The 19,804-nt window shown below is 56.7% G+C and carries 22 protein-coding genes; 16 read left to right on the top strand and 6 right to left on the bottom strand.

Annotated features, from left to right (window positions below):
- Nucleotides 1–23 precede the first annotated feature (23 nt).
- Nucleotides 24–1,118, bottom strand: coding sequence for a heat-inducible transcriptional repressor HrcA (gene hrcA, locus E5201_RS01545; protein WP_140984237.1), 1,095 nt, complete (start codon nt 1,116–1,118; stop codon nt 24–26).
- A 204-nt stretch (nt 1,119–1,322) separates the two neighbouring features.
- Between hrcA and rph the strand changes: the two genes are divergently transcribed.
- Nucleotides 1,323–2,075 carry a ribonuclease PH gene (rph, locus tag E5201_RS01550; RefSeq protein WP_140984238.1) on the top strand — a complete coding sequence of 251 codons (753 nt, stop codon included), beginning with the start codon at nt 1,323–1,325 and terminating at the stop codon, nt 2,073–2,075.
- A 46-nt stretch (nt 2,076–2,121) separates the two neighbouring features.
- On the opposite strand, the gene E5201_RS01555 is transcribed toward rph, so the two are convergent.
- Nucleotides 2,122–2,349 carry a helix-turn-helix domain-containing protein gene (locus E5201_RS01555; RefSeq protein ID WP_140984239.1) on the bottom strand — a complete coding sequence of 76 codons (228 nt, stop codon included), beginning with the start codon at nt 2,347–2,349 and terminating at the stop codon, nt 2,122–2,124.
- On the bottom strand, nt 2,346–2,861 hold the full coding sequence (locus E5201_RS01560; RefSeq protein ID WP_140984240.1) for a DUF2975 domain-containing protein: 516 nt from the start codon (nt 2,859–2,861) through the stop codon (nt 2,346–2,348). The genes E5201_RS01555 and E5201_RS01560 overlap by 4 nt, the downstream gene beginning before the upstream one ends.
- Nucleotides 2,862–2,978: 117 nt before the next feature.
- On the opposite strand from E5201_RS01560, the gene rdgB reads away from it, so the two are divergent.
- The 6 genes from rdgB (at nt 2,979) to E5201_RS01590 (ending at nt 8,882) form a co-directional block, all read left to right on the top strand.
- Nucleotides 2,979–3,590: an RdgB/HAM1 family non-canonical purine NTP pyrophosphatase gene (rdgB, locus tag E5201_RS01565; RefSeq protein ID WP_140984241.1), complete on the top strand. Its 612-nt coding sequence runs from the start codon at nt 2,979–2,981 to the stop codon at nt 3,588–3,590.
- A gap of 104 nt (nt 3,591–3,694) precedes the next feature.
- Complete coding sequence (gene hemW, locus E5201_RS01570) at nt 3,695–4,876, top strand: radical SAM family heme chaperone HemW (RefSeq protein WP_140984242.1); 1,182 nt, start codon at nt 3,695–3,697, stop codon at nt 4,874–4,876.
- Between the two features lie 195 nt (nt 4,877–5,071).
- A complete protein-coding gene (locus tag E5201_RS01575) occupies nt 5,072–6,307 on the top strand; it encodes an argininosuccinate synthase (RefSeq protein WP_140984243.1) in 1,236 nt (411 codons plus the stop codon).
- 190 nt (nt 6,308–6,497) lie between these two features.
- Nucleotides 6,498–7,409: a diacylglycerol/lipid kinase family protein gene (locus E5201_RS01580; RefSeq protein WP_140984244.1), complete on the top strand. Its 912-nt coding sequence runs from the start codon at nt 6,498–6,500 to the stop codon at nt 7,407–7,409.
- Nucleotides 7,406–8,254, top strand: coding sequence for a metallophosphoesterase family protein (locus E5201_RS01585; RefSeq protein ID WP_140984245.1), 849 nt, complete (start codon nt 7,406–7,408; stop codon nt 8,252–8,254). The genes E5201_RS01580 and E5201_RS01585 overlap by 4 nt, the downstream gene beginning before the upstream one ends.
- A gap of 82 nt (nt 8,255–8,336) precedes the next feature.
- Nucleotides 8,337–8,882 (top strand): CC0125/CC1285 family lipoprotein, encoded by a 546-nt coding sequence (locus E5201_RS01590; RefSeq protein ID WP_140984246.1) that lies wholly within the window; start codon nt 8,337–8,339, stop codon nt 8,880–8,882.
- A 52-nt stretch (nt 8,883–8,934) separates the two neighbouring features.
- Here E5201_RS01590 and E5201_RS01595 read toward each other — a convergent pair whose 3' ends face one another.
- Complete coding sequence (locus tag E5201_RS01595) at nt 8,935–9,675, bottom strand: DUF6065 family protein (RefSeq protein WP_140984247.1); 741 nt, start codon at nt 9,673–9,675, stop codon at nt 8,935–8,937.
- Between the two features lie 140 nt (nt 9,676–9,815).
- Between E5201_RS01595 and E5201_RS01600 the strand changes: the two genes are divergently transcribed.
- The 3 genes from E5201_RS01600 to E5201_RS01610 are packed head-to-tail and all read left to right on the top strand — an operon-like array spanning nt 9,816 to nt 11,466.
- Nucleotides 9,816–10,319: a prolyl-tRNA synthetase associated domain-containing protein gene (locus E5201_RS01600; protein ID WP_140984248.1), complete on the top strand. Its 504-nt coding sequence runs from the start codon at nt 9,816–9,818 to the stop codon at nt 10,317–10,319.
- Nucleotides 10,320–10,372: 53 nt separating this feature from the next.
- Entirely contained in the window at nt 10,373–11,248 is an 876-nt protein-coding gene (gene trxA, locus E5201_RS01605; protein WP_140984249.1) for a thioredoxin, read from the top strand.
- Nucleotides 11,249–11,259: 11 nt separating this feature from the next.
- Nucleotides 11,260–11,466: a Trm112 family protein gene (locus tag E5201_RS01610; RefSeq protein WP_140984250.1), complete on the top strand. Its 207-nt coding sequence runs from the start codon at nt 11,260–11,262 to the stop codon at nt 11,464–11,466.
- 121 nt (nt 11,467–11,587) lie between these two features.
- On the opposite strand, the gene E5201_RS01615 is transcribed toward E5201_RS01610, so the two are convergent.
- Nucleotides 11,588–12,835 (bottom strand): UbiH/UbiF/VisC/COQ6 family ubiquinone biosynthesis hydroxylase, encoded by a 1,248-nt coding sequence (locus E5201_RS01615; RefSeq protein ID WP_140984251.1) that lies wholly within the window; start codon nt 12,833–12,835, stop codon nt 11,588–11,590.
- Nucleotides 12,836–12,988: 153 nt separating this feature from the next.
- On the opposite strand from E5201_RS01615, the gene E5201_RS01620 reads away from it, so the two are divergent.
- The 4 genes from E5201_RS01620 to xth all read left to right on the top strand — a co-directional run bounded on the left by E5201_RS01620 (nt 12,989) and on the right by xth (nt 17,577).
- Nucleotides 12,989–15,439: an FtsK/SpoIIIE family DNA translocase gene (locus tag E5201_RS01620; RefSeq protein ID WP_140984252.1), complete on the top strand. Its 2,451-nt coding sequence runs from the start codon at nt 12,989–12,991 to the stop codon at nt 15,437–15,439.
- Nucleotides 15,439–15,819, top strand: coding sequence for a RidA family protein (locus tag E5201_RS01625; RefSeq protein WP_140984253.1), 381 nt, complete (start codon nt 15,439–15,441; stop codon nt 15,817–15,819). The genes E5201_RS01620 and E5201_RS01625 overlap by 1 nt, the downstream gene beginning before the upstream one ends.
- A gap of 94 nt (nt 15,820–15,913) precedes the next feature.
- Entirely contained in the window at nt 15,914–16,576 is a 663-nt protein-coding gene (locus tag E5201_RS01630; protein ID WP_140984254.1) for a LolA family protein, read from the top strand.
- 200 nt (nt 16,577–16,776) lie between these two features.
- Nucleotides 16,777–17,577, top strand: coding sequence for an exodeoxyribonuclease III (gene xth, locus E5201_RS01635; protein WP_140984255.1), 801 nt, complete (start codon nt 16,777–16,779; stop codon nt 17,575–17,577).
- Between the two features lie 162 nt (nt 17,578–17,739).
- On the opposite strand, the gene E5201_RS01640 is transcribed toward xth, so the two are convergent.
- Complete coding sequence (locus E5201_RS01640; protein WP_140984256.1) at nt 17,740–18,423, bottom strand: response regulator transcription factor; 684 nt, start codon at nt 18,421–18,423, stop codon at nt 17,740–17,742.
- A gap of 53 nt (nt 18,424–18,476) precedes the next feature.
- Between E5201_RS01640 and E5201_RS01645 the strand changes: the two genes are divergently transcribed.
- Nucleotides 18,477–18,998 (top strand): L,D-transpeptidase family protein, encoded by a 522-nt coding sequence (locus E5201_RS01645; RefSeq protein ID WP_140984257.1) that lies wholly within the window; start codon nt 18,477–18,479, stop codon nt 18,996–18,998.
- Nucleotides 18,999–19,113: 115 nt separating this feature from the next.
- Nucleotides 19,114–19,797, top strand: a complete 684-nt coding sequence (gene pyrF / locus E5201_RS01650) for an orotidine-5'-phosphate decarboxylase (RefSeq protein ID WP_140984258.1) — start codon at nt 19,114–19,116, stop codon at nt 19,795–19,797.
- The last annotated feature ends 7 nt before the right edge of the window (nt 19,798–19,804 follow it).

Consider the following 19,804-nt stretch of genomic DNA (forward strand, 5'->3'; position numbering starts at 1 on the left):
TAATCTCTTAAAACGTCTGCGGTTCAGGAACGCTCCCGATCAAGGAGACGCCCCAGAATCCGTGCGGTGTAGTCCACAAGTGGGATGATCCGCGCATAATTCAACCGGGCCGGGCCGATGACGCCAATGGCGCCCACAACCTTTTGCGCACCCACGACCCCGGTCATATAGGGGGCTGCAATAACAGCCGAACCCGACAAAGAAAACAGCTTTGATTCCGAACCGATGAAAATCCGCACCCCTTGCGCGGTTTTCACCCCATCCAGCAGGGTAATCAGTTCTTCTTTCTGCTCCAGATCATCAAACAGCGCCCGCACCCGCTCAAGGTCATCGAGCGCCGACGCTTCCAGCAGATTGGCCTGACCGCGCACAATCAGCGCCCTCTGGTCATGATCGCCCGACCACACCGCCAGCCCCGCCTCAATAAGCTGGGCCGCCGTCTGATCAAGCTGTCTGCGCTCCTGCTCAAGCTCGGCCCGCAACTCCCGACCGGCTTCAGAAAGCGTGCGTCCGCGCAAACGCGCATTGAGATAGTTTGACGCCTCCATCAGCACGGAAGGCGTCACCCCCGCCTGAAGCGGCATCAGGCGGTTTTCCACCCGCCCGTCATCAAACACAAGGATCGCCAAAGCCTGATCATTGGCCAGCTTGACGAACTCGACATGCTTGACCCCCGCTTCAAACGACGGCGTCATCACCACACCGGCCCCGCCCGCCAGACCCGACAACAGGTTCGACGCCTCTTTCAGCGCACCGTCAAAGCTCTGCCCCCGACCCGTCAGCCGCGCCTCAATGTCACGCTTCGCCGCTTCACCAATATCCCCGATCTCAAGCAGGCCATCAACAAACAGCCGCAACCCCTGATGGGTCGGCATCCGTCCGGCGGACACATGCGGTGCCGACAACAACCCCAGATGCGCCAGATCCTGCATGGTATTACGAATAGACGCCGGAGACAGGGCAATCCCGCCCCGCGACAGAGTGCGCGACCCCACCGGCTCACCGGTCTCCAGATAGGTTTCCACCACCTGCCGGAACACATCCCGCGCCCTTGTATCAAGCTCGGTCAGGGACGCCGTGCCGGTCAAAAGCTGCGAACGGGTGAAATTATCGGTCATAGTCCCAGCCTAGCAAACTCCGCCAAGCTAATAAACTATAATGAGACGCCACGCGGCATCCTACATCCTCCCCTGTTTACGGGGGAGGTGGCGCGGCGAAGTCCGCGCCGGAGGGGGCATTCCACAGTGCCCAACACATAAATCGCTTTGATCAGCCAGTCATATTTGTTACCCAGAGGCCGAAACCAAAAAAGGCCCTGTACCATGTCACAATTCGACGCTCTGAACGCCCTGAAAACCTTTCGCCCCTCGAACCGTCAGGCCGATGAACTGCGTAAAGTCACACTTGAAACCGGCATTACCCGCTATGCCGAAGGCTCCTGCCTTGTCTCGTTCGGCCACACAAAGGTTCTGGTCACGGCTTCGGTCGAACAGGGTGTCCCCCCGTTCCTTAAGGGCAAGGGTCAGGGCTGGGTCACCGCTGAATATGGCATGCTGCCGCGCTCAACCCATACCCGTTCGCGCCGCGAAGCCGCCGCAGGCAAGCAATCGGGCCGCACACAGGAAATCCAGCGCCTGATTGGCCGCAGCCTCAGGGCCGTCACCGACCTCAAAGCCTTGGGCGAGCGTCAGATCACCATCGACTGCGATGTCATTCAGGCCGACGGCGGCACCCGCACCGCGTCCATCACCGGCGCATGGGTCGCCTATTCTCTCGCGGTTCAAAAACTGCTGGAGCAAAAGCTGATAACGACTAACCCGATCCTTGATCAGGTCGCCGCCATCTCCTGCGGCATCTATAATGACACCCCTGTGCTTGACCTCGATTATGACGAAGATTCCACCGCCGAGACCGATGCCAACTTCGTCCTGACCGGCACGCAACAGATCGTCGAGATTCAGGCCACCGGCGAAAAGCGCGGTTTCTCCCGCGATGAATATAATACCCTGTTCGATCTGGCCGAAAAAGGCACGCAGGAACTGTTTGCCCTGCAAAACACCGCCATTAGCAAATAAAATTCTACTCCTCCCTAGCTTTGCTGGGGAGGGGGACCGCCGCGATTTATCGCGGGGGTGGTGGGGTATCTTCCTTATCCCTGACGATAATCTCCCCCGGCTCACAGCCCAGCGCTTCGCACAACACGTCTAATGTGCGAAGCCTGACGGCCACGGCCTTATTGTCACGCAATATATTGAGATGCCGCACGCTGATACCCGTGCGATCCGCAAGTTCGACAATAGACAGCCGTCTGGCCACCAGTATCTCATCAAGGCAAATACGGATGCTCATATGGTCAGATTGGCCTCCGCCCGTAACCGCGCCCCTTCCTTGAACACCTCCGCCAGCACAAACACCACCAGCACCGACACCCAGGCCGTTACCGCCCGCATGCCATAGACCGGCTCAACTGGCATATTAAGTAACGCCTCCACCAGCGTGCGCGACAGATAGGAATATATCTCCAGCACGCCTAAAGCGATACCAATCAGCCTTAACCGCCAGACATTGGCCGGATGAAACACATCGCCTTCCGCCAAGGTGCGGAACACCTGCCGCATCCACAAAACGATCACCAGATAACCATTGAGCGCCAGCCCGAAAATCAGCAACAATAAAACCTGATCGCTGGCGTCCATATCGACCTGCACCCGCGCCGTGACCTGCTCGGCCAAGGCGGGCACCGACAACAGGGTCAGTATCGCCACACATAAGGCCGCCAAAAGCGCGAACACGGCATAATAGACCGCATCCAGCGCTATTTTCAGGATGCTTGATATCGATCCGGGGCCTAAAAACCGCATATATCCCTACCCGCCTGTCTTATGCCCCAAAGACATAAATCAGCATTCACAGGATTTACAGTTCTATTTACCGCACAGTTTGCGTACAAGCGGCACATATCTGACGGAGCCTCATTCATGTCCCTGCAACTGATCAACGGTGAAAAACTCGTCGCCGCCACCCATAATGCCGGTAAGGCCCGCGAAATCGAGGCCCTGCTTGGCGGCCGCTTCGAAGTCATCAGCGCCGGTTCGCTCAACCTGCCAGAGCCTGACGAAACCGAAGTCTCCTTTGTCGGCAATGCCATCCTCAAGGCCCGCCATGCCGCGAAAGCCTCCGGCACCGTGTCTCTGGCCGATGATTCCGGCTTGAGCATCGATGCCCTGAACGGCGATCCGGGCATCTTCAGTGCGCGCTGGGCTGGCCCCTACAAAGACTTTGACCGCGCCATGGAGATCATCCACCTCAAGCTGGATCAAGCCAAGGCCGAAAACCCCGACGCCTTTACCCCCCGCGCCTATTTCACCTGCGCTCTGGCCGTCGCCTGGCCCGAAGGTCATGCCGTAGTGTTCGAGGGTCGTATCTATGGTCAGATTGTCAAACCGCGTGGCGACAAAGGCTTTGGCTACGATCCGATCTTCCAGCCCGACGGTTATGACATCACCTTCGCCGAGATGACACCCGACGCCAAGGACGCCATCAGCCATCGCCATCTGGCCTTCGCACAACTCAAAACCCACTTGTTTTAACGATCTCATCTTCACTCCTCCCTGCCTCCGGCGGGGAGGGGGACCGCTTTGCGTAAGCAAAGGGGTGGTGGGGTCTCTAAAAACACTCCCGGAACGCGCAGCCCTTGAAACCCGTCGCCCTCTATATCCACTGGCCCTATTGCGCGCGCATCTGCCCCTATTGCGACTTCAACGTCACGCGTGACCGCAACCAGACAGAGATACAGACCCGTCTGTTCGAATCCATCCGCCGCGATCTGCACACTCAGGCACAAGGCTTAGGCCCCCGTCATCTGGCTTCGGTTTTCTTTGGCGGCGGCACCCCTTCCCTGATGCCGCCCGATTGGGTCGCGGCGCTGATCGAAGACGCCCAAACCCTTTTCCCACCACAGGGCGATATTGAAATCACCCTTGAAGCCAACCCGACCGATGCCGAAATCGCCCGCTATCAGGCTTTCCGTAGCGCAGGCATTAACCGTCTGTCGATTGGCATTCAGTCACTTGACGATCAGGCCCTGAAATTTCTGGGGCGCAACCACTCCGCCCGTGAAGCCCTTACCGGCCTTGAGACAGCCCTGTCTGTATTTAGCCGTGTGTCCCTTGATCTAATCTATGCCCTGCCCGATCAGACCCTCAGCCAATGGGAAGCGGAACTAACCCGCACCGCCCATCTGGGCGTTGAACACATTTCCCCCTACCAGCTGGGTATTGAACCCAATACTGCCTTTGGCCGCGCGGCCCGTCGCGGCACCCTAAAACCCGTTGACCCTGAACTGGGCGAAGCCTTTTATCACACGACGCAATCGGTGCTGACCCGCCTCGGGTTTGACGCCTACGAAGTTTCCAACCACGCCAAGGGCCTGACCGCCCGCTCACAGCATAATCTCAATGTCTGGGAAGGGGTGGATTATATCGGTATTGGCCCCGGCGCCCACGGGCGTCTAACCTTTTCAGACGACAGTGGGCACAAAAACAAAGATCCCGCACATGGGCGTCTGACCTATTCAAATGCCCGTCACGCCACCGTCGCCGAACCCGACCTCAAAACCTACATAAGCCGCGTCAATGACCACGGCACGGGCATTGACATCGAACGCCTGTCGCCTGAGGAAAGCGCCGAAGAGGCCCTGATGCTCGGCCTGCGTTTGACCGAAGGCGTACGGCATGAGCGCCTTTCAGGCCTTGCCTTAAACGCCAAACCCGATCTGATGGCCGATGGTTTTCTCGATCAATCCGACACACACCTCTTTGCCACCCCCAAAGGCCGTCTGGTGCTCGACCGCCTGCTCCTCGAACTTCTCAGCTGATCACTTCTCCTCCCTATCGCCTGCGATGGGGAGGTGGCGCGGCCCAATTCTTTTGGGCCGTGACGGAGGGGTATCTTTCTGCCTTTAATCTTTCGGCCCCACGCCCCAGCCCTATGAATAAATCTTGCATAACCGCGTCCATAGCCTTAAACGCGCCTTTAATTCCTCCTTCTCCTGCCAAGCGGTATTTGCCCCATGTCCAGTCCTGCTGAAAAGCCCGTCAAGAAAGTCGTCCTCGCCTATTCCGGCGGCCTCGATACCTCGATCATCCTGAAATGGCTGCAAACCGAATATGGTGCCGAAGTCATTACCTTCACCGCCGACCTAGGTCAGGGCGAAGAGCTGGAACCGGCGCGCAAAAAAGCCCAGTTGCTCGGCATCAAGGACGAAAACATCTTCATCGAAGACCTGCGCGAAGAATTTGTCCGTGACTATGTCTTCCCGATGTTCCGCGCCAATACGGTCTATGAAGGCCAGTACCTGCTCGGCACCTCGATTGCGCGTCCGCTGATCGCCAAGAAGCAGATCGAAATCGCCCGCAAGCTGGGGGCCGATGCGGTTTGTCACGGCGCTACGGGTAAGGGCAACGATCAGGTGCGTTTTGAACTGGGTTACTATGGTCTGGAACCTGACATCCGCGTCATCGCACCGTGGCGTGAATGGGACTTTGCCTCACGCGAAGCCCTTCTGGCCTTTGCCGAACAGCACCAGATACCTATCGCCAAGGATAAGCTCGGCGAAGCGCCTTTCTCGGTGGACGCCAACCTGCTGCACTCCTCTTCCGAAGGTAAGGTTCTCGAAGACCCCGCCGTCGAAGCGCCGGAATTTGTCTATCAGCGCACTATCTCCCCCGAAGCGGCACCCGACACCCCGACCGTCATCACCATCGACTTTGAAAAGGGCGATCCGGTGGCCATCAATGACGAGGCCCTGTCGCCGGCCGCGCTTCTGACCAAACTGAACCAGCTGGGCCATGACAATGGCGTCGGTCGTCTGGATCTGGTTGAAAACCGCTTCGTCGGTATGAAATCACGCGGCGTCTATGAAACACCGGGCGGCACCATCCTGCTGGCAGCGCACCGTGGCATTGAATCGATCACGCTTGACCGTGGGGCCATGCACCTCAAAGACGAGCTGATGCCGAAATATGCCTCGCTCGTTTACAACGGCTTCTGGTTCTCGCCGGAACGCGAAATGCTGCAAGCGGCTATTGATTATAGTCAGGCCAAGGTCACCGGTCGCGTCACCGTTAAACTCTATAAGGGCAATGTCACCGTCACCGGTCGCGAAAGCCCCTATTCGCTCTATGATCAGGAACTGGTCACCTTCGAAGAAGGCAAGGTCGCCTATGACCACCGCGACGCCGCCGGCTTCATCAAGCTGAACGCGCTCCGTCTGCGCGTCGCTGCCAAGCGCGATCAGCGCGGCTAACCCCTTCACTCCTCCCTGCCTAAGGCTGAGGCGGGGTGGAGGGGTACCCTGTCTGATCTTCCTCCTCCCTGCTTGCGGGGAGGTGGCCCGAAGGGCCGGAGGGGTATCTTCCCTTCTTCAAACACTTATCGCTTTTTTACAGGGTCTGCGTCCTTAATGGCCGCAGACCCTTTTTTTGTCTTTGAGTATCATGCCAGACGGTTTCTCTATCCTCATCAATGGTAAGTCCGGCACCGTCCTGAATATGGGCCACGAAGCCATTGAGGCGGCCATTGCCGAAAGCGGCCTTAAGGTTGCCGAACTGTGCTTCAGCGAACCCGAGGAGATGGGGCGCAATCTGGCACGACTGGCCAGACTCAAGAACCCGCTTCTGATTGGCGGCGGTGACGGCACCTTGCGCGAAAGCGCCAAATATCTGTCGGAACATACGCGAAAACCCTTCGGCGTCCTGCCCTTTGGCACCATGAACCTGCTGGCCAAGGATCTGGGGGCCGACGATCTGCAAACCGCGCTCAACGGTTATGCCGCCGGATTCACGCAGATCAGTATGGATGCAGGCTATGTCAACGGCGAGATATTCCTCTGCTGCGCCAGTATAGGCGTCATGCCCAATGCCGCCGTCTATCGCGAAGAAAACCGCAAGGAAAACGACCTGTGGATGGTGCCGCGCATGTTCCTCTATGTGCTTGAACGCTTCAATAAGCGCCAGCGCGTCATTCTGGAAGGCGACAATACGGCCTATCGCTTCAATACCCCTGCCGTCGTCGTCTCGGTCAATCGCTTTGCCGAATCCGGCCTGCTTGACGCCAATAATTTCCGGCGCGACACCCTCGAAGGCGGCGAACTGGCCGCCTATGTCGCTACCACCACCACACAGGCCGAGCATCTGCGGTTTTTGTCAAAACTGATGATCGGTAACTGGCTCAAAGACCCGGGCATCCATGAAATCACCGCGAAACGCTTCAAACTCAAAGGCCACCGCCGTAAACGGCTGGTCTCATTAGATGGCGAAGTCATTACCCTTAAGGGCGACCTGACCTTCACACTGAAACCCAGATATCTGCCGGTTCTAATCCCCGCCAGCCGTCAGGACAGCGCATGATTATCGCCCACATTTCTGATCTGCATTTCGGGGCCTGTGATAACGAAATCGCCGACCTCCTGCTGACGCAACTGAACGACAGCGGTGCCGACCTGATCATCGCCAGCGGAGACATTACGCAATCGGCCACCGAAACCGAATTCATTCAGGCCCGTGCCTTTTTTGACCGGCTCAAAGCCCCCGTGTTCGTTATCCCCGGTAACCATGACCTGCCGGGCATCGATTTCAGGCGCTTCTGGCATCCGTTTGAACGCTATAAGCGCCATATCGCCGAAGACCTCAATCCCGTATTACAGACAGGTCTGTCTGATATCGTCGGCCTGAACAGCGCCCGCATGATCCTGCCGCACTGGAACTGGGCCAATGGCTCCATCAGCGCCCTGCAACGTCGCGCCATGCGCAACTTCTTCAAAGCTTCTCATGCCCCCTGGCGCATACTGGTGGTACACCACCCCCTCCAAAGCCCCAAAGAATTCCCGCTCGACATCACCGTTTTCAATGGCCAGAAGCTGCTGAAAGCCATCGATGAGTCCCGCATCGATCTGGTGCTCGCCGGTCATCAGCATCACGCCTATATCGAAAGCCGCAACACGCCGGATCACACCACACTGTTCGTCAGTGCCTCGACCGCCATGTCGACCCGCGTCCGGCGTCAACCCAATGGCTTCAATATTCTGCACCTGTCCCCGGATACCGCCCGAATCGACCAGTTACGGCTTGAAAACGGCCTTTTCCGCGTTTTTTCCGCCCTCACCCACACCAAAAAACCCAATAAAACACAGGCCTCGCCGTTACCGGCGGGGACAGATGCGCTACCAATATCAGACCCAATAATGCCACATTGACGATTTACGCTTAACGCTTGATAGTGACTCCAAAAATGTCATGAAAAATGCATGACTTGTGACTCACTTACAGGAGTGAACGATGCAGCATATATTCAAATCAACGGGTATAGCGGCTGGTGCGGCGGCCCTTTTGCTGCTGTCGGCCTGTGCAACCCCTACCCCTTACCAACCTATCGACCTGACGCAGAACATGTCGCGCGGCTATAGCGACACACGTATTGAATCGAACCGCTATCGCCTGAAATTCAGCGGCAACACCTCAACGCCTCGTGAAACCGTTGAAAACTATATGCTTTTCCGCGCCGCCGAACTGACGCTCGAAAACGGCTATGACTGGTTCACCCTCCTCAGTCCGAATACGCAGGAAACCACAACCGTGTCCCGCAGCTATCGTGATCCGTTCGGCCCATCCTATTATGGTGGCTTCTACTGGCGCTACTATCGTGGCGGCTGGGGTTCATGGGGTGCCTATCAGGAAAGCTCAACCACCTTCCATCGCTATGAGGCAACCGCCGAAGTTCTGATGGGTCGGGGCCCGAAGCCTGCCGACAATATCCATAGCTATGAGGCCCGCGAGGTGGCGCAAAACCTGGCGCCCCAGATCGTCAGACCACAACCCCGCTAAGGGATGATAGGTTTGATAAAATAAAAAAGACGCCGATATCCGGCGTCTTTTTTTAGGCTTCGATGATCGGCGGCTTCAGGCGACGACGGTTGATATGTTCCGGCGGCGCTTCCGACTTATCCGGCAGTTCGCCCTTGTGATAAAACTTCTGCCAGGCCTGTTTCATAGCACCGGGGTCACGATTGATCAGGCTCTGGTTGAAGGCCGCACGGCTTTCTGACCACAACTCAAACTGCGCCTTCAGATCAGCATCGGCCTCAATCGGTTTGATCACAGGCTGCACATTATCCAGCTGCCTGTCCTGCACCAGATTGATGAAACAGAACGGCTCACCTTTCTTGAAGCTGACCACGCCGGGGCGGGTCATTTTCCAGTTCATCGTAAAGGGAAATGGCAGCCAGTCGGTTTCCACCAACCCCGTCAGAGGCGCAATACCGTCCTTGATATGGTTGGGCGCACCACCGGCCCACAATGACCATCCGGGTGGCGTACGAAACAGATAACCGGTGTGAAACGTCACTATGCCGTGGCTGAAATGGCTCTGGGCAAAGTGATCGACATGGCTGCCCGGTGTATCTGCCGTGATCGTTGTATCGGTCGCCAGCTTGCCGCCATTCCATTCAATCGTCAGGTCTTCAGGAATAAGTAATTCCCACCCCGTCGAATTGGCCATGGTCAGGGGCAGACAGCGATAGGGGAAGCGGCTTGAAAACGCATCCATCCAGTCGCGATCCTGACGACCGGGGATAATCTCACGCGCGCCGTCCTGCACGACGAAACATTCCAATTCCATTGACGACGCAACTCCTGAAAGAGCGCATTCCGAAAAGTGCCCAAAAGCTTTTTGCGGTTTTCGGAATAAAATGCGCGATAAAACAAAAATTTAAAGCAATATGGCTGTACTCTCCCCAGCCATCTTGCTTTAACAAACCTATGTCGTTTTATACCCAAACCACCCTGCTTCAAGCCCTAAGTGACTGGGAATTGCAAACCGCAACCCTGGAACATCCTGCGGTCTTCAAAGTCGGTGAAGGCGATGACATCAAGGCGGATCTTCCCGGTGCCCATACCAAGAACCTGTTCCTTAAGGACGACAAGGGCAAGCTGTGGCTGATCAGCGCTGAGCAATCGACCGTGATCAATCTCAAGGCCCTGCCAAAACGGATTGGCTCTGGCCGGTTATCCTTCGGTTCCGAAGACCGGCTCTATGACAATCTCGGTGTCCGTCCCGGTTCGGTAACGGCTCTGGCCCTGATCAACGACCCTGAGCACAGGGTGAATTTCATCCTCGATAAGCGGCTATATGACGCCGAAATCGTCAATTTTCACCCGCTGATCAACACCGCCACCACCGCCCTGTCACAGCCTGTTTTCCGCGCCTTTCTTGAGCGTTTAAACCGCAAATATCAGGTGATCGACTTCTGCGCGGTTGACTAATCCTCAGCCCTTACCCATTTTTATAACACTCGGAATTTATTCACGGACATCCTATGCCAAGCGACAGCCCCTATATTATCGAAGGTTCTGATCAGGATTTCATGACCGATGTCATTGAAGCCTCGAAAACCCAGCCGGTTATTGTCGATTTCTGGGCAACCTGGTGCGGCCCTTGCCGTCAGCTGGGTCCGGCGTTGGAAAAGGTCGTCACTGAAGCCAAGGGTGCCGTGCGCATGGTCAAGATCGACGTCGACAAAAACCCTGTCTTTGCCGGTCAGCTGCGCGTGCAATCCATCCCGACCGTCTATGCCTTTGTCAACGGTCAGCCAGTCGACGGCTTTATGGGCGCCAAGCCGGAAAGCGAGCTGCGCGCCTTTGTCGAAAAGCTCGGCGGCGGTGCTGACGGTGAGCCGACCATAGACGAGGCGCTTGAACTGGCGGCACAGTCCGCTACGCAGGGCGACGTCACCAGCGCTCTCGAGGCCTATAGCTATGTGCTTGAGAAAGAAGCGGAAAATCTTAAAGCCATTGCCGGTGTAGCGCGGCTGTATCTGAAGGTGGGTCAGGCTGAACAAGCGAAGCAATTCCTCGATACGGCCCCCAAAGACACCACCGACGCCGACATTCTGGGGCTTCGGGCAGCTATCGAACTGGCCGAAGAGGCACCGACCGACCCCGAGTCTTTCCGCCAGCGCCTTGAGGTCGACGCCAACGACCACGAAGCTCGCTACGAACTGGCCCGCGCACTGGCCGGTCAGGGTGAGATGGCCCAAGCCGTCGATGCGCTTCTGACCATCGTCAAGGACGACCCTGAATGGCAGGAACAAAAGGCACGTCAGTTCCTGCTGAAAATCTTTTCAGCGGTCGGCCTGACTTCCGAATTGGCCAAATCCGGCCGTCGTCGCCTGTCCGGCCTTCTGTTTAGCTAAGGAACGACCCCATGACCGATCACAACACCGCCGTGGCTGAAATCGATCCCCGTTTGCTTGAGGCGCTGGTCTGTCCGGTGACGCGACGTCCCCTGACCTATGATCGTACCACACAGGAATTGCTCAGCCCAACCGCAGGCCTCGCCTTCCCGATCCGCTCAGGCGTACCGATCATGCTGGTTGATCAGGCCCGCCGCTTTGAACCGCAAAAGGGATAGGTGGCATACACTTTCCTTCTCCCCTTAGGGGAGAAGGTGGCCGACAGGCCGGATGAGGAGCAGGTACACCCTCGTTAAGAAACGCCCCCTCACCCTAACCCTCTCCCACAGGGAGAGGGGATTATATAGCTTCACCCCGCAATAGCTTCGGCAAATCCCCCGTTGCACCACCGGCGTCTTCCATGAAATAGCGTCGCAGCGGCGGAATGGCATTGACCACGCCCATGCCCAGATCACGCGCATGACGGCTCAGCGGATTATTGTTGGAAAACAGATGCACAAAGCCGTCCATGATGATCGATGTGCTGACATTCTCAAACCGCCGCCACTGGGCATAACGTTCCAGCACCAGTTCCGAACCGATGTCCTCACCTAAACGCGCGGCGTCGATGATGACCTCGGCAAAAGCCGCCGCATCTTTGAGGCCAAGATTAAGCCCCTGACCGGCAATGGGGTGAATGCCGTGCGCCGCATCGCCCAAAAGCGCCAGACGCCCGCGATACATATGCTCGGCCAGTCCCATCGACAACGGATAGACAAAGCGCGGCCCCAGAACCTCAACCTCACCCAGAAAATCACCAAAACGCTGCATCAGATGAGCATGAAACAGTTCGGGGCGAACCTGCATCAGGGCCTTCGCCTTATCGTGGCTTTCCGACCAGACAATACAGGCGCGGTTTTCCGTCAGTGGTAAAATGGCAAACGGGCCGGAACTGAGGAAATGCTCATAGGCCGTATGGTTATGCGGATACTGCATTTTCACGGTGGCCACCACCGCGCTTTGTTTATAATCCCAGCCGATCGTGCGGATTTTCGCCCACTCACGTAAGGCCGAACGCCGCCCCTCTGCCGCCACAACCAAAGGCGCATTTAAAGTCGCGCCCGTATCCAGCGTCAGGCTTATCTGTCCGGTCGTTTCCTCGATCACCGACACGGTGGCCGGTGTCATCAGTTCAATATCCGCCTTAAGCACCGCCTCATGCAGCACACGACGGATATGGCGGTTTTCGATCATATAGCCCAAAGGCTCATCATCGGAACGGTCTGAAATCTCGGCCGCATCAAAATACAGGAAAAACGGAGACGCCGGTTTGGTCGCAGCACCCGGCAGATGCGCATCCGTGACCACGATCTTATCCATCCGGCACGACAGGGGCTCAAGCGCCGCACCGACCCCTAAGGCCTGCCACTGCCGGAAGCAGCTATAGGCAATCGCCGAAGCCCGCCCGTCAAAGCCCTGATCGATCTGCTCGGCCAGTGGTTGCTTCTCAACCAGCCCAACCTTCAGACCGCCCTGCGCCAGAGCCAGAGCCGCCGTCATGCCAGCCATGCCGGCACCCACGATAATCACATCAAACCGCTTATCCATAGCTCCCTTTTACGCCCTGCGGCCAAACGCGTAAACCGAGAATTACGCACCTTAAAGGCGGCATATCAACTCAGGTAAACAAGGTATTAACCTTATCCGTGTCACAAACGGACCAAAGTCATTTGCGCGTATCACTTAAGGATCAGGCTGCCGATGAGCACCGTCACCGCCATCGTTTGGAACCATCTGGAAACCAATTTCCGTACCATCTGGGAATCGGTGCTGTTTGCGCGTCTGCGCGGCGCTCTGGTTTGCGTGGCAGGTCTGGCCTGTGTGCTGGCCTTTGGCACCTATAACCCTTTTGACGCCAGCCTGAACACCTCGTCTTCAGCACCGGTAACCAATATTCTGGGCGGGTTCGGCGCGACGATTGCCGACATAGGCATTCAGTCCCTGGGCCTTGCGGCCTGGCCGATGGCGCTTTTGATGATCTGGTTCGGGCTTGTGCGCCTGTTTCAGACCGACCCCGATGCCGGTCGCAGGACGCTTCGTCTGCACAGCTTTTTTGCCGCCCTGTTTACCCTGATGCTGGCGGCGGCTTTGGCTCCGCTGGTTACCGGCCCGGATAAGGTCAGCATTGGCGGTTTCTGGGGTACGGGCGTGCATGGCCTGCTAAAGAGCCTGTTTGACTTCATGAGCCTGCCCGCGTCAGCCGTTATCGCCAGCGTCATTTTCGCCATTCTGGCCCTGTTGTGCTTCAATGCCGCCCTGCGTCTTAATGCGGAATCCTATATACGCGGCGCAGGATTTATCTTTGGTGGCCTCAAAGGGGTGATCGGCGCAACCGGTATCGGTGAGGCCCTGCATCGCTCAGGTGAGCCAAAAATCAAGCGTCCGAAAACCCCCAAATCGGCACCGGCTCCCTTCCTTGATGAAGAAGATTTCTCAGGCATGGGTGACCCCGAACCGGCCCCCGTCGTCAATCCGCGTCAGCAGGCCCCCCTTGAGGCTTACGAAGACGACGATCTGCCACCATTTGACATCGATCCGCCCACCCATGCCGCACCAGAACCGAAAATCCGCATGGAGGCGCCGCGTCAGCCCAAGCCCTCCACGCGTGAGCAGGATGAACGTCAGGCGGCCTTTGAGTTCCTTAAACCCGGCAATTTCCGCCTGCCGGAACTGAGCATTTTATCAAAGCCCAAGGCACGGGCCGCCGGTTTCGACGAAGCCGCCCTCAAGCAGAACGCCCGCATGCTCGAAAGCGTATTGGCCGAATTTGGCGTCAAGGGCGTGATTGATCAGATCCGTCCCGGCCCCGTGGTAACGCTCTATGAACTGGCCCCCGCCGCCGGTGTTAAGGGCTCACGCGTCGTCGGTCTGGCCGAGGACATAGCGCGCAACATGTCGGCCCGTGCCTGTCGGGTGTCCATCGTTCAGGGCCGCAACGCCATTGGTATCGAACTGCCCAATGCCACGCGTGAAACGGTTTATCTGCGGGATTTGCTGGCCTCATCCGAATTTGAAAAGGTCGGCCACAGCCTGCCTATGGCGCTGGGCGAGACCATCGGCGGTGAACCCTATATTACCGATCTCGCCAAGATGCCCCACCTTCTGATCGCCGGTACGACCGGTTCGGGTAAGTCGGTCGGGGTCAATGCCATGATCCTGTCGATCCTGTACCGCCTCGATCCGGAACAGTGCAAGTTCATTATGATTGACCCCAAGATGCTGGAACTCAGCGTCTATGACGGCATTCCGCACCTGATCGCGCCGGTGGTGACCGACCCGAAAAAGGCCGTGGTCGCCCTTAAATGGACGGTCAAGGAGATGGAAGACCGTTACCGCCGCATGTCGAAAATCGGCGTGCGTAATGTCGCCAGCTACAATGAACGCGCCAAGGCCACCGCCGCTGAAGGCAAGAACTTTGTGCGCAAGGTACAGACCGGCTTTGACGAAGGCGGACAACCGATCTTCGAAATCGAGGAAATGGTGCCTGAACCCATGCCATTTATCGTCGTGATTATCGACGAGGTCGCCGACCTGATGATGGTTGCCGGTAAGGACATCGAAGGCGCAGTTCAGCGTCTGGCGCAGATGGCCCGTGCCGCCGGTATTCACCTGATCATGGCCACGCAACGTCCGTCTGTTGACGTTATTACCGGTACGATCAAGGCCAACTTCCCGACCCGTATTTCCTTTCAGGTCACCTCAAAAATCGACAGCCGCACCATCCTTGGGGAACAGGGGGCCGAGCAGCTTCTCGGTCAGGGCGACATGCTGTTCATGGCCGGTGGTGGCCGCATCACCCGCCTGCACGGCCCGTTTGTCTCCGACGGCGAGGTGGAAGCCGTCGCGCAATATCTGCGCGAACAGGGCACGCCAAACTACCTCGAAGATATCACTGCCGGTGGAGATGACGAAGGCAGCTCAGAAGGCGGCATGGGCGAAGGCGGCGGCTCAGGCGATGACCTGTATGACAAGGCCGTCTATTTCGTCACCTTTGATCGCAAGGCCTCAACCAGCTACATCCAGCGCAAGCTACAGATCGGCTATAACCGCGCCGCATCCCTGATGGAGAAGATGGAAATGGAGGGTGTGGTAGGCCCCGCCAATCATGTCGGCAAGCGCGATATTCTGGTCGGCCCACCGCCGGGGATATAATGCCGGTGACCGAGCCTGAATTCTACGCCTATCCGTTTGAGGCCGCCTTTTCCGAGGCCGTCCAGATCGGCGACACCATCTATCTGTCGGGCCATGTAGGCGATGATGATGACGGTCATCTGGCACAGGGCTTTGACGCTGAATTTGCTCAAATGATGACCAATGTCGAAGGCTCACTGGCGCGGTTTAATCTGGGGCTTGACTCCCTCACCGCGCTTAAGGTCATGCTAACCGATATTTCACAATCCGCACGCTTCAATCAATTACTTGCCGAACGCCTGACAAAGCACCCCCTGCCCGTCATCAGCGCTTTCGAAGTCACAGCCATGGCACTTGGGGCCACGATGGAAATCGAGTGCGTAGCTCAGAGACCTGAGTAAGTTATTCATTTTACATTTAGTTTAGCGCCTAATATCGGTCATCTTGGCAGGTTAAGGTCTGCCCCATATAACAGTGTCCTCCAAGGGAACCTCCATGACCGACCTGACCAAACGCACACTTCTTCTGTCTCTGGCCGCCTCCGCTGTGGCCGCGCCTGCACTGGCGCGCCGCAGTCCGACCCAGCCCTTCATCAGTCAGCCCAAATTCAAGGCCGAAGATCAGGCACGCATCACGCGCGCCCAGTCCTATCTGCAATCCCTGACCACCGGATCGGGCCGTTTTCAGCAGACCGATTTCAAAGGTCGCGTCACACAAGGCGACTGGTGGTTGTCGCGTCCGGGTAAGATCCGCTTTGAATATGACGCACCCTATTCGATGATCGTCGTCGCAGACGGTAAGCGCGTGAACATGTGGGACCCGCGACTGAAGTCGTTTGACCAGTACCCGCTTGAGTTGACGCCCCTGTCTCTGTTCCTGTCGAAGAACATCCGCTTCGATCAGGGCGTGATCATCACCGAAGTCACCTCGACCAGCGATGGCTTCCGTCTTAAGGCCCGCGACCGCCGCAAAGAGGTCGAAGGCTCGATCACGCTGAATTTTATTGAAAAAACAAAAGGCGGCGCTCTGACGCTGGGTGAATGGACGGTAACCGATGCCCAGAACAAGGCCACGCGCGTTAAGCTGTTGAGTTTTAAAACGAATGTAAACCCGAAGGCTGATCTGTTTATTCTTAATAAACCAAAAGGGGTAAAATAATTCAGGAATCGCCAGAGAACACATTTTTGTGCATTGATTTTTTTCCTCAGAGTGTCATAATTCACACAATGAGATTTACGGCGGTTGATCTCTGGTGTTGCGTTTTTCCCTTTATCTCTTCGTGTTATGTGCCAAAATCTGGCCCGATCGGCGAAAACCGATCGGGTCTTTTTTGTGATTTTCAACCTGTAAGGTAAGTTATGCGTCTTTCGGTCGTCTCCTGGAATGTCAACTCGGTTCGCCTCAGAATTGAACAGGTTGCCCGCTTTCTTCAACAGGCCGACGCCGATGTCGTGTGCCTTCAGGAAATTAAGTGCCAGTCACCGGAATTCCCGCATCAGGCCTTCATCGATATGGGCTATCCGCACATTCTGGTGACCGGTCAAAAGGGCTGGCATGGCGTGGCACTGGTGTCGAAGCATCCGTTTGACACGCTGGAAACGCCAACCCACTGCCGTCGTTCCGAAGCCCGCTGTCAGGCCGTTTCGGTCAAAGGCGTGGAAATCTGGAACTTCTATATTCCGGCTGGCGGCGACGTTCCCGACCGCGCTTTGAATGACAAATTCGACCATAAGCTTGAGTTCTATGAGCGCGTTACGCGCACCCTGAATGAACGCCCGAAGGATCAGCCACTGCTGATTGCCGGTGATCTGAATATCGCCCCCGGTGAGTTTGATGTCTGGAGCCACCGCCAGATGTTACGCGTCGTCAGCCATACGCCGCCCGAGCTTGAGGCCTTTGATAATTTCGTCACCGCAGGGGAACTTTATGATCCCTTCCGTGACGCCTATCCTAATCCCGAAAAGATTTTCTCGTGGTGGTCATACCGTTCGGCTGATTTCAGAAAATCCAATCGTGGCCTGAGACTCGATCATATTTTGCTCAATCCGGGCCTGCGCAACCGTCTGACCGCTCCGGCTTCGGCCATTATCCATGATACGGTGCGCGAATGGGAACGACCTTCGGATCACGCACCGATACAGGTTACACTTAATCTTTAGGGGCCTTCGGGGGCTTGCGTGACAGGTGCCGGATAACCAGAAACAGGCCAATTTTCATAGTCACCACTAGCCCGACGACGACCCAGACAATAATAAGATCAGAATCCATCAGAAAAATCCCAACACAAAAAAACCGGAGCAAAAGCTCCGGTTTTTATTTTATCAAAACTGCAACCTGTAACCACCAGCATCGGTCAGCAGTAACCGCGCATTGGCCGGATCAGGCTCGATCTTTTGCCGCAGACGATAAACGTGAGTCTCAAGCGTATGGGTCGTAACCCCCGCATTATAGCCCCACACCTCGGTCAGCAGTTCTTCTCGCGATACCGGCTTGCCGCCCGCACGATAAAGATATTTGAGGATATTGGTTTCTTTTTCCGTCAGGCGAATCTTCTTCTGCATCTGATCGATCAGAAGTTTCAGCGCGGGCTTGAATTCATATGGCCCGATGCGGAAAGTTGCATCTTCGGATGTTTCGTGGCTTCTGACCTGCGCCCGGATACGCGCCAGCAGAACGGCAAAGCGGAACGGCTTGGTGACATAGTCATTGGCGCCCGCATCCAGCCCCAGAATCTGGTCTGAATCCGACGACTGACCGGTCAGCATGATCACTGGTGTCGTCAGGCCCGACTTGCGCAACACGCGACAGGCTTCACGCCCATCCATATCCGGCAGGTCAACGTCCAGCAAAATCAGGTCGGCGCTCACGCTTTTGCCCAGACGTATGCCTTCGGTTCCGTTTTGCGCCTGAATAACCTTAAACTCTTCATGCAGCTCAAGCTGCTCTGCCAGGGCTTCGCGCAGTTCGTCGTCGTCGTCGACTATAAGCAGGGTTTTTTGTTGCACCGTAATCCTGTAAAGATATGAGTTATTCTTAATAGATAGGGCATATCAGGCGAATGGTCAAAATTTTTACCGCCTACGCCAATAAGTTTCTGATATTAAACTCAGATAAGGTGCCTTGCGCCCTCGGTAAAGGGGGCGTTATTGCCGCAGATGACAAAAGAGAAGGCGATCTATGCTCGCCTGTCGGCGTTTGGCGGCTGAAATATATTTTCTACAGGCCTGATCGCCTCAAGGCACCCGATACTGTTATACCCGTCCGGCCCCTGTCGCCCGATGACGGGTGGTGCGATGACCCGACCCATCCCGATTATAACCGGCACGTTACATTGCCATTTGAGGCCAGCCACGAAAAGCTGTGGCGTGAGGATCATATCTACGATCTGATCGGCGTTATGGGTCATAATGATGACCCGCCGGTTGCCGGTCTGGGGTCAGCCATTTTTCTGCATCTGGCGCGCGAAAACTATACCGGCACCGAAGGCTGTGTGGCCTTGAGTCCCGATCATTTGCTGGCATTACTCCATGAAGCCGACGAAGACACTCGCATCGAAATCACGGCGGATACCATCGACTGACATATTGCGTTGCAGCAAACGGATATTGACCTTTGCGCCAATCCGGCCCATGACATCCGCCAATTGTTAACGAAATGACCTGTTGGCGTCTGTTAAGAACCTGCGGAGTGTTAAAATGTCCGATCCCCGTCTGATTATCGCGCTTGATGAGCCTGACCTGAAATCCGCCCGTGAACTGGTGGAAAAACTCGGCGATCACGTAAGCTTCTATAAGATCGGCCTGACGCTTCTGGGGCAGGGCGGTCTGGAACTGGCGCGCGACTTAAGCGCCCGAGGCAAGCAGGTGTTTCAGGACTGGAAGCTGCACGACATCGGCGCTCAGGTCGAAGGCGCTGCCGAAGCCATTTCCGGTACCGGCTGTGATTTCCTGACCGTTCATGCCGAGCCTCAGGTTATGCGCGCCGCGTTGAGGGGCCGTAAGGGCAACACAAAGATCCTTGGCGTCACCGTCATGACCTCACTGACACAGAATGATCTGACCGAAATGGGTTACGGCACACCTCTGGCCGAACTGGTGTTACGTCGCGTCGATCAGGCGGTCGCTGCCGGCATCGATGGCGTGGTCGCCAGCCCTCAGGAAGCCGCCCTGATCCGCGCCCGCGTACCTAAGGATTTCCTGATCGTCACCCCCGGTGTGCGCCCGGAATGGTCAGACGCCAACGACCAGAAGCGCATATCAACCCCGCGTCAGGCCATCGAAGACGGTGCCTCGCATCTGGTGATCGGCCGCCCTGTAACCCGCGCCCCTGATCCGGTTGTGGCAGTCAAAGCGATTAAGGCAGAACTACAGGGCCTTTAAGTCCCCA

Source organism: Asticcacaulis tiandongensis (assembly GCF_006475605.1).
Lineage (GTDB): Bacteria > Pseudomonadota > Alphaproteobacteria > Caulobacterales > Caulobacteraceae > Asticcacaulis > Asticcacaulis tiandongensis.

Excerpts from the sequence above, each read along its gene's own strand:
- pyrF (WP_140984258.1), top strand. The coding sequence starts at position 19,114 with ATGTCCGATCCCCGTCTGATTATCGCGCTTGATGAGCCTGACCTGAAA.
- E5201_RS01560 (WP_140984240.1), bottom strand. The coding sequence starts at position 2,861 with ATGCGGTTTTTAGGCCCCGGATCGATATCAAGCATCCTGAAAATAGCG.
- rdgB (WP_140984241.1), top strand. The coding sequence starts at position 2,979 with ATGTCCCTGCAACTGATCAACGGTGAAAAACTCGTCGCCGCCACCCAT.
- E5201_RS01615 (WP_140984251.1), bottom strand. The coding sequence starts at position 12,835 with ATGGATAAGCGGTTTGATGTGATTATCGTGGGTGCCGGCATGGCTGGC.
- E5201_RS01620 (WP_140984252.1), top strand. The coding sequence starts at position 12,989 with ATGAGCACCGTCACCGCCATCGTTTGGAACCATCTGGAAACCAATTTC.
- E5201_RS01645 (WP_140984257.1), top strand. The coding sequence starts at position 18,477 with ATGGTCAAAATTTTTACCGCCTACGCCAATAAGTTTCTGATATTAAAC.
- E5201_RS01580 (WP_140984244.1), top strand. The coding sequence starts at position 6,498 with ATGCCAGACGGTTTCTCTATCCTCATCAATGGTAAGTCCGGCACCGTC.
- E5201_RS01610 (WP_140984250.1), top strand. The coding sequence starts at position 11,260 with ATGACCGATCACAACACCGCCGTGGCTGAAATCGATCCCCGTTTGCTT.
- E5201_RS01585 (WP_140984245.1), top strand. The coding sequence starts at position 7,406 with ATGATTATCGCCCACATTTCTGATCTGCATTTCGGGGCCTGTGATAAC.
- xth (WP_140984255.1), top strand. The coding sequence starts at position 16,777 with ATGCGTCTTTCGGTCGTCTCCTGGAATGTCAACTCGGTTCGCCTCAGA.
- trxA (WP_140984249.1), top strand. The coding sequence starts at position 10,373 with ATGCCAAGCGACAGCCCCTATATTATCGAAGGTTCTGATCAGGATTTC.
- E5201_RS01630 (WP_140984254.1), top strand. The coding sequence starts at position 15,914 with ATGACCGACCTGACCAAACGCACACTTCTTCTGTCTCTGGCCGCCTCC.
- E5201_RS01600 (WP_140984248.1), top strand. The coding sequence starts at position 9,816 with ATGTCGTTTTATACCCAAACCACCCTGCTTCAAGCCCTAAGTGACTGG.
- hrcA (WP_140984237.1), bottom strand. The coding sequence starts at position 1,118 with ATGACCGATAATTTCACCCGTTCGCAGCTTTTGACCGGCACGGCGTCC.
- E5201_RS01625 (WP_140984253.1), top strand. The coding sequence starts at position 15,439 with ATGCCGGTGACCGAGCCTGAATTCTACGCCTATCCGTTTGAGGCCGCC.
- rph (WP_140984238.1), top strand. The coding sequence starts at position 1,323 with ATGTCACAATTCGACGCTCTGAACGCCCTGAAAACCTTTCGCCCCTCG.
- E5201_RS01590 (WP_140984246.1), top strand. The coding sequence starts at position 8,337 with ATGCAGCATATATTCAAATCAACGGGTATAGCGGCTGGTGCGGCGGCC.
- E5201_RS01595 (WP_140984247.1), bottom strand. The coding sequence starts at position 9,675 with ATGGAATTGGAATGTTTCGTCGTGCAGGACGGCGCGCGTGAGATTATC.
- E5201_RS01575 (WP_140984243.1), top strand. The coding sequence starts at position 5,072 with ATGTCCAGTCCTGCTGAAAAGCCCGTCAAGAAAGTCGTCCTCGCCTAT.
- E5201_RS01555 (WP_140984239.1), bottom strand. The coding sequence starts at position 2,349 with ATGAGCATCCGTATTTGCCTTGATGAGATACTGGTGGCCAGACGGCTG.